This is a genomic window from Vibrio sp. 99-8-1 (assembly GCF_013114595.1).
Lineage (GTDB): Bacteria > Pseudomonadota > Gammaproteobacteria > Enterobacterales > Vibrionaceae > Vibrio.
This window is the reverse complement of sequence record NZ_VTXE01000032.1, coordinates 43,221-54,124: the sequence shown is the minus strand read 5'-3', so window position 1 is coordinate 54,124 and position 10,904 is coordinate 43,221. Positions and strand designations below refer to the sequence as shown.

Below are 10,904 nucleotides of genomic sequence, written 5' to 3'. Positions count from 1 at the left end.
CGAAACTGGAAGCAAGCGCTGAACCGCTTTATGATTATGTTCGAAGACCGATTAACTGAATACTTGTAACCAATGGCAGTTACACAGAATTATTTACAGGGTCTTTTTAAAAAGCACAGCTAACACTTCAAAAGAGCAACAGAAAGTATTTAGTTTTACCGATGGTTTGCTCGTTCAGCTTCTTAACAGCAAAGGTTGGTTGATGGTCTTTCTTATGTTCTCTCTTTTTAGCAAACAAGCTCAGAGTGCATTTGGAGAGCAAGGTATTTGGGTTTTAGTCATCTGGCTGGCGATATTGAATATCTCCGTGCATTTGCTGTGGGTGAAGATGGGTTTTTGGTTGTCAAAAATTAGCAGTAGTGAAAACTACGCGAAAGGTTTGAACCTATTTTATGCGGGCTGTCTGATTTTAGTCTCTTTTGGACTGATCGTTAACAATCCAATTTGGATGTAAATGCTGGAGGGGTATAGCGCTATTCTTTGTGATAGTTCTGAAACGCTCTTGGAGAGTAACCGGTACATTTCTTAAATGTGGTAGAGAACGTAGCCAAGCTTTCATAGCCTACGTCAAAGCACGTGCCTGTTATGGAGTGACCTCGCTTGAGTAGCTCCTTAGCTTTTGATATACGCATATCTCGCAAGTAGTTTCTAGGTGTTACCCCATATAATTGCTTGAACATTCGGACGTAGTGGAATCGAGACATAAATGCGGCTTTAGCTAAGTCATCTAATTCAACTCGTTCAGAGTAATTCTTCTCCATATACGCTTTCGATTGACGAATAAGCGTGTACTGTTTATCTGGAAGTGAGATATCACTGTACAAACGCTCAAGTTCTTTTTCATAGAAAGTTTTTGGTGCGGATGGCATTTTACGCCTGCGGTTATTAGATGAATATGTTTTATACTAGCACTGAACAAGCAATGGCGTATATTTCAGGCAACATTTATCATGCCACCTGAAAACACGACTGCGTTACAAGGATTTTATAGTAGCTGCATTATTTGGATGTAATTACCGCAGGTGTCATCGAATACTGCAATGATGACATTTCCAGCTGGCTTAGGAGTTACTGAGAACTGTACACCAAGCTTGCACAGCCTTTCGTATTCTTCGTTAATGTCATCAACAGAGAATGATGTCCAAGGTATCCCCGCTTCTTTCAAGCTAGTTTGGTACTGCCTAGCCGGCTCGAACGCCATAGGTTCAAGCAACAACTCAACCCCTGATTGTTCCTGTGGAGAGACAACCGTTAGCCATTTATATTCACCAAGAGGTACTTCCGTTTTCTTGATAAAACCTAAAACATTGGTATAGAAATCCAACGCTTTATCTTGGTCCTCAACAGGAACACTTGTTACACAGATTTTCATTCGTCATCACTTTTGTTTGTTCGGAGTAAATAAATGATAGTCAAAGCGAGGCAGCAAAACTTATTCTAGATTGCTTTTTTAAGCTCCTTATCATTATGACTTGTTTATCACCTTATACACTTCTGCGTAGTAATCTTTAATTTTATGCTTTCCATAGATTGGAGCTGTAAAATCATCTCCCATAACCGTTAGGAAAAACTCAGCAGCTCCCCCCCACTTTTCAGGTAGCTGCTTCATTAAACACAAAGTTAAACGTCTTAACCAATCAGGTAATCGGATAATACTCACTTCTTTATATTGTGCTTCAAACGCAAACTGTGCAATCTGGCTCGTGGTTAATACTTCAGGGCCACCAATGTCTAGTTCTTTCACGTTGGAGTGAATAGCTTCAATACAAAATTCAGCGAGGTCTTCACCATGAATTGGGTTTAACTTTTTCGATGAAGATCCAAATAAGTAGACATGCCCTTTGCTTGCCATGTGATAAATTTCTTCCAAATCAGAGAAGAAGCCACTGGGTCTAATTACACATGGTTGTAGCCTTTCTGAGTTGAGTAGGCGGGTAGAAAACCTCTCTTTAGCTTTCAACATGCGAACATTGGAATATTTTGCTGCATTGAGTGCTGAAATATAGATAAATTTCTCAACGCCTGCTTTTTCTGCCTCTAGCAAAATGTTTAGATTGGCTTGGTAGTCGATATCCATGTATTTCAAACCATCTTGTTGTCGAGTAATACCTAAGCAAGAGATAACGACATCGACACTATTGCAAACGCTTTCAAGTTGTTGCTGACTCGTCACCTGCGCCTCAATAATTTGTGCTTCATTTACGCCGTTTACTAATAACTTTTGTCTGTTTCGAGCCAGTGCAACAAAATCCAGCCGATGTTTTTGTAGTTGTTTAATGATATGCAGGCCTAAGTAGCCAGTTGCCCCCACGACTAGAACTTTTTTCGATGTCATCATATTTTCCTTACCTTTTACGGCTAGTTACTCTGTTAGTGTACGGCGGTACGGTTCTTCTCTCACGCCATGAGAAAGTACTAACTTAATCATGAAAATGGGCGCTATCCACTCCAGACCCACAGGGGAAGCGATAAGCTGAGCAAGAATGATCGATAGCATTACGATCAATAACGCAATAGGGCGTTGTAGATACAAGGGGGTAAAATGAACAATCACAATTGATACCATCATCATGCCATACCAAAAGAAGGCATAAGACCATGCGATGTCAAAACAGAGTGGAATCGCAAACAATTGAAAATGGATAGCTGGAAAGAGGAACTTGCTTCCAACCAGTTTTCCCAGCCAATTTACATCTAGATTTTGGTCGGTATAAAGGTATCGCTTCATTGACCCAAGTGAGTTTGTTAGCACTCCACCAATCATATCCAAGGTCAAAAGCGCTGCTACGACGACTTGCAATACACTCCAATCAAGCGATTTCCAAGCAAAAAAGTATAGGATTACAGGTGCGATGAATGCAGCATAATTTGCAATGACATTTTCAGCTTTAGTGGCACCATAGCCTGTTGTGAAATTGAACTTGCCGTTGCATTGCCAGTTAATAGGTGCATCTTTTATGGTGAATTGATTTGTAGTCATGTTGTCCCCTTCATTTGAAATTATTACCGATAAGCAATAACGCAACCTTATTTAGTCCGGTCGGTCCAAATAAGGTTAGCCGATCAACGTTGAGTCTGTCAATGGTTTTTAGTCCAAGTGGTCTATTAAGTGTCAGTTTAGATCGTCCAGTGGACTTTTAAAGCAAATGAAAATATAGTCCATGTGGACTTTAAAGAGATGAAACCATGCCAAAAATTGTTGATCGAGAAGCATACCGCAGTGAATTAATTGCCAAAGCCGTTGATATTTTTTCAGAGCACGGGCTGAACGGGTTAGGAATGCGAGGCATTGCTGAAGCACTGGGTGTATCTAAAAGCGCTCTTTATCATTACTTTTCAAGCAAAGAAGAGTTATTTACCGCTTGCACAGAGTTTGTGCTAGAGCCACACTCACTCTATGGCGTAGAGAGTCATTCACCTTTACCAGAAGACAGGAAGCAAGCCTTAGTTCAATTGATAGAGACCTTGGATAGCCGTTTTAAGGGAGAAATGACGGTGTTATTGGACTATGTTAAAAATCGGGACAGTCAAGATATAGCCAATGATAAGCTTCTAAAAATGGCTGATAGTAAATTCTTAGCAGAGCTAAATAAAATTGTAGGCAGAGAGAATGCCAATCAGGCTTATGCGTTGTTACTTGGTGGTTTGATGACCCGGTTACTCAGTGGCAACCAAACCAAAATTGAAGAGATAGCTTCTTGGATTCTCCAACTCTCTGAGCAGGATGTGAAAGTCTCAAGCTAAAAGGTGGCACCGCTAATTGAGGTGCCAAATCTGAAAGGACATGGTTGAAGCAAAAGGTGTCAGTTGTAGTGCGTCTGAGCATGAATAAACGCAGTTATTGGTCTTTAAATAACTCAAGCTCAAAGAGCTGTTGTTTTCACTTTTAAGTGATTACGGTTGTCACGACTGCTTCGGATCAAGTCTTCACTTTCATCCATGCTGCCCGATTTCGCTAAGCGATCATAGAGTAAGACGTTGACGGTTGCAGCTAGGTTCATACAACCAATGGTCGGTATATAAACAACATGATGAGCTTTGTCAGCAACCTCTTGACTGATCGAACCGTCTTCAGGTCCAAAGATATACATCGCTTTTTTAGGGTGTTGAAAGCGTGGAAGCGGGGTTGCGCCCTCGGCGAGTTCTACACAAACGATCTCTGTTTCAGGATCAAGGTCATCAAGAAATGAGTCGACGGCCGTCAAAGGAATTTTGCGAGTGATACTTTTGGTATCTGTATGAAATTTAGCGGATTTTTCGTATCTTAGACCAGTGTACTTTACTTCATTAACCTGAAAGCAACCTGCTGCACGCATTACCGCACCAACATTTGTTGGGCTCTTAGGGTTGGTTAGACCAATTGTGACATGGTTTGCTTTCATTGCTTTTCTCGTTTTTAAATTAATACAGCGGTGTAAATAGGGGCGGCATTCTAACAAACTTGTTATAAAAAGTTGACCTGCTTTTGTATTGCATACTGAAAGGTTTGATTCCAATTGAGTGAACATTGGTTTTAAAAACCTGAAACATTGCAACCACCCCACAAACTTGGTCATACTGGTAGAATACTTTTAACCATTACAGATACTATTGAATATGAATATCCTTGAGAACTGGACATCGGGATCAACAGAGCACAGAGAGAGCTTTGTAATCCCTGATGGCTGTCAGGATATTATTTTTGTTCAGAAGCCAAATGACGCTCCCTTTGTCTATCTCTCCCCGCTTTACAATACGACCATAAAAGTCGAGCTGGCAGCGAATACTTTTATGATGGGGTTTCGCCTTCATCCTGGATGTAACGTAAGGGATATGGATAGCAGGGGTTTACTGTCGTCCATCAGCTCTGTTGGTGCGCTCACGGACCAAATAGAAGGGTTAACTCATACCGACGATAGGGTTTCAGAAGCACTGGCCTGTATCCGGAGCAACGGACAAACGATAGAGTTTTGCGCTAAACAGCTGGGTGTCAGCACCAGAACCCTGCAACGTTTGCTCTCTGCTCACACGTCCGGAACGCCGTCATACTGGCTGCGCCTCGCGAGGGCGAGGCAGTGTGCCAAAGAGCTGGTTAACAGCGGATTACATAATGAAATCGCTTATCAGTATCATTATGCCGACCAAGCTCATATGTGCCGTGAAATAAAGCACTGGTTTGGGGTTACGCCCTCGCAACTGTTAAAGCGCGAGGATTTAACCGAGCAACTTTTCTGGCCCGCCTATTAACCCCGGACAGGGCTGCATAGCTCAATCAGGAAACCGTTGATATCATGTACATAAGCGGTGGTTTGTCCCCATGGCATTTCCTCAACATCCTGAACCAGACTTGCTCCTGCAGCCAGCGCTTTATCCAGCGCTAAAGCCACATCGTTTGTTTCAAAAGCAATCTCAAAGCAAGGCGAGCCAGCAACAGGTGCTACCGCTCCTTTGCCTAACTGTGCCATCAGCTCTAGAGACGAAAAAGAGAGTGATGTTGTGCCTGTATTCAGCTCTCCGTAATCGCCGCTTTCATGAAGGGTAGCAACCTTCATGGAAAATGCCTGCTCGTAAAATGCCAATGTTTCTGCCACGTTGTCTACATACAAAATGGTGTATTTAAGCTTCATTTTTGTCTCCTTAGTAAATGACCAAAGAATAGGAAAGAAGGAGATAGCTGTATTGAAGATATGCGACAGGGGGACGAAAATACAGAGATACATATGGTTACTACGGTAGATTGTTTATTACTTTAATCTTGGCATATTGTGATGGAGATAAGGAGTGAGCATCTCTTCAGGCATCTTGTGGTATCGAACTCAGAATTGGACTTTTATGAGTTACTTTGAAAGGCCTGTTTTTGGCCTATCGATAAATCTTGGTATTACAAAATACAACTAGTCAGCACTTTCTATGGCGGTGTGGATGTCAAGAAATGAGTAAGGCAGAACAGGATAGAACATATTGCTTGCTTCACTTTCTAGAAGAGGGGCATTTTCGCAGCAGGTAAATACCAACTTATTCTCCGGCCATTGCATGCTTATTGCTTCGGATGCTTATGATAAACATATAAATAGCCGTTGCCATCAAAATGGCCAATAAGTACGTCATTAGGCCTTGTTTGCTATCCATAAACCAGCCAGCAATCACTGGGCCAATAACCGAACCGAGGCTATAGCAGAACAACATCACTTGACTTGCCGAAACGATGAAATGCTTCTCTAACTTGTCGCAGCCTAAGTTAATTGCAATAGGATAAAGCGCGAAACAAGCCATACCAATTAACAATAAACTGATTACCAATGTATTTGGGTGACTGTTTAAAATGACTAAGCCCAAGGCAAATACACCAAGAAGACAGAATAATCCCATCAATGGTGTACGTCCTGCTCGCTTTATCAACGTAGGAATGATTGCCTGTACCAACATGCCGCCGACTATGATCAATGCCATTAACAGGCTTAAATGTACCTGTGAAATATTACGATGTGTCAGTTCAACCGGCATTAGTCCATAGATAGAACTTTGTGTTAATCCCGCAACGACACAACCTATTATCGCGGCATGGTTTAATTTAGAGACCTGCTTCAGTGACAATGTTGCTGTGTGGTGACGCTGAGGAGGCCGAGTTGGAATAAATAACATCACAATAATTGCAGCGCTCAGCAAAGAACCGATAATAAAAAACGGAATCAACCCCTGAACTCCAATAACCGCAATCCCTAATTGACCTAGAGCGATTCCTCCGGTGATAGAACACATATAGGCACCAAAACGCTTTGCGCGGCTAACTTCCTCCCCGGCCAGCAACCAAGATTCAACAACCACAAATAAACCCGCTACGGCAATACCAGCGACAAAACGGGAAATAAACCACACCCACACAACAGGCACCAATGGCAATAGTACAATGGTTGTAATAAACAATGATAAGCAGATAATAAATGCTAAACGGTGGCCGATGTATGTTACGACAGGTTTAATAGCCGATGTCCCTATGAACAACCCCGCAAAAAATACGCTTGCTAACCAACTCGCATAACTCGTGTCAATCCCATACTCAATTAATAACAATGGCAAAAGTGTCATCAGGTAAGCAGATGCAATGGCATAAAGTGATAGCGCAGCAATTGGTACTTTAAAACCTATTTTTATTGCGAAATCAGTTGGGTTTTCCACTCGCGTTACCTCCTAAGTTAGTCGTGTGAAAATAGAGAGAATGATGGGATTCAATTAGCTATTTTCGGTGAATATGAGGCTTTAAGCTTTTGTAGTAAAACGAAATAATTTAATCTTCACGATAAAAAAAATTTATCGAAAACAGATCAATAAATAGTGCGGTTGAGATTTGGAACTTACCATCTAGGTGTGCACTATAAGTAATTGATTTATATGAACTGTATTTCTGAAAGCGTAATTGCTGCCAAAGCGAATTAACCTGAGTAGGCTTTAATATTGAGGTAGGGTCGGATTAATTGCGGCACCGTTAATTGTGCCGCAAAGAACTAATCAAATAATTAAGAATCGCCGGATTCTTTTCATCGGTTGTATCAAACCTGTGAAACGGTGGTTTTAGCCATTGTCGCTGAACAAGTTCATCAGTTAAACCGTGATATTTTACGCTGCATTTTCCGATAAGTAGGTTATCCAAAGATCGGTTTTCAGATAAACGTAACAATTCAACAAAACCTGCTAGATATAAGTGGTCTTTAGTAAATCCTCCACCGCGATAAACACGTGTGGTAATACTAAAGGCAAGCTGGTTTTCTATCTCTAACTCTTCAATAAGATAGCTATAAGTCTGGAAAAAATCCTGTTCCTTCAACATTGAATCAACTGCTAATACTCTGGTTGACAGGATTTTCAATCTATCTAAAGACATAAAGCCGGCTTTATACTCGGCCAATATCGCAAGCCCTTCCTGAGTAAAAGTAGAACCGGGTAACCCCAGCCTGAAAATCGATAGGGGCTGCATCTTGGCGTTCAATGTTGTTGCCATATGGACACCAAGTTCATGCTGAACCAAACGAGCTACCTCTTTTTCTCCGTATGTTGCACCACTATTAAGGAAAAGGGTTGGTGGGTTGGAAGAAACCATGGCTTTAGCCGCAATAGATGCTGTTTCTGTTATTTTACACTTCATTCCCCAGTTAGCTGCAGCCTGAGAAAGCTGCTTTCTGGCATAAGATGCGCTTCTTACTGTCTGATCGTCATCCAGTTCTTGTGTGTAGAGTAAAAAACGGGCATTTTTTAGAGCGACGGTATCCGGTTTTCCATAGTATTTCAATGAACTGTACAAAAATGAGTCTTGCCCGACTGATGTCAGAAGATCGACTTTCTCACTGAGTTTATCAATCATATCGCTATAGAGACCTTTAAGGTCTGGGTCAGAGATCCGCTCAATTGGCAATTTATAAAGCTGATGCTTAAACTCATTGGCGTTAACAGGTAACTGACGATAGCGATAGTTAGGTTTGTAGCGCCTTGGTGCAGCGAAAAAACGTGCTCTTTCCCGGACAAGATTGGTAGGGTTAACGTATTTTAACGTTTCAATTTTATTAGCAAGTTTGAAAAGTGTTTTATCGACACTAAGTACGGAAGCATCTATCTGCGTACTTAGCATGTCCGTTCTTCTGATTCGCGACTTTGCACTGGCTTTGCGTAGAAAGTAAGCACTTGTCGCACTGAAGGCTTGCTTCAGACCCACTTGAAAGGATTCAAGGACGAGCGGAAATAACATGCCTGTCTGCTCATCCATAAACACTTTTTTAACTTCTGTTGGTAATACGAGAGTTCTGTCGAAATGCGCATTGGTATGAGCAATCAGGTATCCGCGCCCTTCGAAAACGGCATCAACTTCAGCCGTCGTACTAATATTGGGCAAAGGAATTTTTTTTAGCTCTGCTACGAACTTGCTGACTATTCCTCCCCAACGCTCCATATCTATCTGAGCACTACCAATATTAAAAACCGGAGTTTCAGTTTTAACTCGTTGGTAATTGTACGAGTGCATATCAAACACAATAACCTGCCGAAACTTCGATTCCAGCTTGGCTATTAACGCCTCATAAAGCAGATAAAACTGCTCATGTTTTTTATGGCTGATTTTACGCTGATTTTCTGATAGCGCTTTTTCCCAAACTTTCTTGTTCCAAGCCGATTTATAATAAGTACTAAGGGATTTTGGCCGATTAAGATCGTATTCGAATCGTGAATCCAAGCCGATAAGAGTAATTGGCTGCGACATTATCATCGCGTCTGTATGAGGATCTTCTTCAAAATACCGCTCTTCAGGGCTTAATTCGCACTGCTTAACTAATTCAGAGCGCATTTGATTGCCGGCGTGAATCGATGTACATACGACGGGTAAGTACTCATCAATTTTAACCCGTGTTCCCGAACCAATGAGCAACCCTTCAAAGGGCTGCTCTTGTTGGATCATCCAAATCATTTCGTCCAGAGTATATGACGTATCAGTGTTCAATATTGGCATCTTCCACAGCTCGACGAAATACGCTCTTTCTTTGTAAGATTAGATCTTTAGACAGTACAATGTTTTCTATAAAATCAATTACTTGCCTCTGAAGGCGGGTTCGGTTTAGTTTGTTTATTCTGGTGATGCCGCCCGGACTCAGTACATTCACCTCAACCAATTTGTTTCCAATAACATCAAGACCAGTGAAATACAGTCCATCACGCACCAGTTTAGGACCAATTGCAGCGCATAGCCTTTTTTCTTCTTTTGTAATACTGTGTTTGACTACGGTTCCTCCGGCATGAATGTTTGAGCGAATTTCTCCTTTGGCAGGTACACGTCGCATTGCCCCGATAGGCTCACCGTTAAGCATAAGAATCCGTTTATCACCCTCTTCTGCACCTTCAATATAATCCTGAAGAATGACGTAATTGCTACGCTCACCTTCACCGATGTAGAAATCGAGCAATGATCGAAAGTTCTGGCGCGCGTTTTTTTCAATAACGATAACACCGTGGCCACCAAAGCCATTTAATGGCTTCAGAATCATTTTTTCGCTATCACTCTCCTCCAGTACCCGTTGGAGGTAATCACGATTTTTGGATACGTGTGTTGCCGGAATAAAGTCACTCGCTATTCCCTCCATACTGGCGGTATAAAGCTTATTGTTAGCGATGCGAAGGCCTTCCAAATCGTTGACGATCAAGGTGTCGTTTTTAATGGAGTCAAGGAAGTTCAGTGCAAGGTTATCCAGCGGTGGGTTTGCCCTCATAAAAATGACATCAAATCCAGCCATAGGTAGCCTAGCTTTTTGAAAGTCAACTTGTTTGTAGAATCGAGGGATGTTTTCAGAAATCTTTTGCCCTTTTTTAATTATCTGGCAAAAGCCATAAACGGTACTGTCACGAATAGTAAGCCCACTGGTTGTTGTAATAGCGACTGTATGGCCTCTTACCGCACATTCATGCACTAACCTTAAAGTTGTATCAGATTCCGGGGATACACGCTCCCATGGATACATCAGGAAACAGATATTCAACGATTAATCCTCAAAGTCCGAGCAGCTGGTGTCATCAGTTAAATCGATCAGGGATTGACTGACCGAAGGTTTTTTACTGCTTAGTGTATAGAAGTGCTTTCTTCCCCGTGCATGTTTGATGTACTTAAGCCATGTTGTTTCCAGCTTAGTGTTGGCTTTTTTTGGATCTCTAAGTACTTTAAGAAAGTGTTTTTCATCAGAATTTTCTGGCTCTAACCTCCCTGTTTCTAACCCTTCCATTGTATCACCGTAGTAGATCAACAGTTCTTCTTCTAGAATCGTAAAGTTACCGGATTTCGCAAAACCGCGAGGAAATGCTTTATCGTCGTAAAAGCGTTTTTCCCCCATACGGAGTAATATTTCAGGCATATTGACCTCATTATTTTTATCATTGGATTGAAGCGAAAGTTAGTG

The 10,904-nt window shown here is 41.6% G+C and carries 14 protein-coding genes; 3 read left to right on the top strand and 11 right to left on the bottom strand.

What is annotated here, in order from left to right:
* Positions 1-214: 214 nt before the first annotated feature.
* Complete coding sequence (locus tag F0227_RS17000; RefSeq protein WP_171754437.1) at positions 215-454, top strand: lysine transporter LysE; 240 nt, start codon at positions 215-217, stop codon at positions 452-454.
* Between the two features lie 19 nt (positions 455-473).
* Here the strand turns inward: F0227_RS17000 and F0227_RS16995 are convergent, their stop codons facing one another.
* The 4 genes from F0227_RS16995 to F0227_RS16980 form a co-directional block, all read right to left on the bottom strand.
* Complete coding sequence (locus tag F0227_RS16995) at positions 474-869, bottom strand: AraC family transcriptional regulator (RefSeq protein ID WP_171754436.1); 396 nt, start codon at positions 867-869, stop codon at positions 474-476.
* 116 nt (positions 870-985) lie between these two features.
* Complete coding sequence (locus tag F0227_RS16990; RefSeq protein ID WP_171754435.1) at positions 986-1,372, bottom strand: VOC family protein; 387 nt, start codon at positions 1,370-1,372, stop codon at positions 986-988.
* Between the two features lie 93 nt (positions 1,373-1,465).
* On the bottom strand, positions 1,466-2,338 hold the full coding sequence (locus tag F0227_RS16985) for an SDR family oxidoreductase (RefSeq protein ID WP_171754434.1): 873 nt from the start codon (positions 2,336-2,338) through the stop codon (positions 1,466-1,468).
* A gap of 24 nt (positions 2,339-2,362) precedes the next feature.
* A complete protein-coding gene (locus tag F0227_RS16980; RefSeq protein WP_171754433.1) occupies positions 2,363-2,980 on the bottom strand; it encodes a hypothetical protein in 618 nt (205 codons plus the stop codon).
* A 206-nt stretch (positions 2,981-3,186) separates the two neighbouring features.
* Between F0227_RS16980 and F0227_RS16975 the strand changes: the two genes are divergently transcribed.
* Positions 3,187-3,744, top strand: coding sequence for a TetR/AcrR family transcriptional regulator (locus F0227_RS16975; protein ID WP_171754432.1), 558 nt, complete (start codon positions 3,187-3,189; stop codon positions 3,742-3,744).
* Between the two features lie 119 nt (positions 3,745-3,863).
* Here the strand turns inward: F0227_RS16975 and F0227_RS16970 are convergent, their stop codons facing one another.
* The gene (locus tag F0227_RS16970) at positions 3,864-4,382 is read right to left on the bottom strand and encodes an RNA methyltransferase (protein ID WP_171754431.1); all 519 of its coding nucleotides are present in this window, start codon (positions 4,380-4,382) and stop codon (positions 3,864-3,866) included.
* Positions 4,383-4,596: 214 nt separating this feature from the next.
* Between F0227_RS16970 and F0227_RS16965 the strand changes: the two genes are divergently transcribed.
* A complete protein-coding gene (locus F0227_RS16965) occupies positions 4,597-5,226 on the top strand; it encodes a helix-turn-helix transcriptional regulator (RefSeq protein ID WP_171754430.1) in 630 nt (209 codons plus the stop codon).
* Here F0227_RS16965 and F0227_RS16960 read toward each other — a convergent pair.
* The 6 genes from F0227_RS16960 to F0227_RS16935 all read right to left on the bottom strand — a co-directional run bounded on the left by F0227_RS16960 (position 5,223) and on the right by F0227_RS16935 (position 10,859).
* Positions 5,223-5,606 (bottom strand): VOC family protein, encoded by a 384-nt coding sequence (locus F0227_RS16960; protein ID WP_171754429.1) that lies wholly within the window; start codon positions 5,604-5,606, stop codon positions 5,223-5,225. The two genes, F0227_RS16965 and F0227_RS16960, sit on opposite strands and share 4 nt — an antisense overlap.
* A gap of 267 nt (positions 5,607-5,873) precedes the next feature.
* Positions 5,874-6,014 carry a hypothetical protein gene (locus tag F0227_RS16955; protein WP_171754428.1) on the bottom strand — a complete coding sequence of 47 codons (141 nt, stop codon included), beginning with the start codon at positions 6,012-6,014 and terminating at the stop codon, positions 5,874-5,876.
* Entirely contained in the window at positions 5,995-7,155 is a 1,161-nt protein-coding gene (locus tag F0227_RS16950) for an MFS transporter (RefSeq protein ID WP_171754427.1), read from the bottom strand. Before F0227_RS16950 ends, F0227_RS16955 begins: the two co-directional genes overlap by 20 nt.
* Positions 7,156-7,462: 307 nt before the next feature.
* Positions 7,463-9,469: a flavohemoglobin expression-modulating QEGLA motif protein gene (locus F0227_RS16945; RefSeq protein WP_171754426.1), complete on the bottom strand. Its 2,007-nt coding sequence runs from the start codon at positions 9,467-9,469 to the stop codon at positions 7,463-7,465.
* Positions 9,450-10,490 carry a glutathione synthase gene (gene gshB, locus F0227_RS16940; RefSeq protein WP_171754425.1) on the bottom strand — a complete coding sequence of 347 codons (1,041 nt, stop codon included), beginning with the start codon at positions 10,488-10,490 and terminating at the stop codon, positions 9,450-9,452. Before gshB ends, F0227_RS16945 begins: the two co-directional genes overlap by 20 nt.
* A 3-nt stretch (positions 10,491-10,493) precedes the next feature.
* The gene (locus tag F0227_RS16935; protein WP_171754424.1) at positions 10,494-10,859 is read right to left on the bottom strand and encodes a DUF413 domain-containing protein; all 366 of its coding nucleotides are present in this window, start codon (positions 10,857-10,859) and stop codon (positions 10,494-10,496) included.
* Positions 10,860-10,904 lie beyond the last annotated feature (45 nt).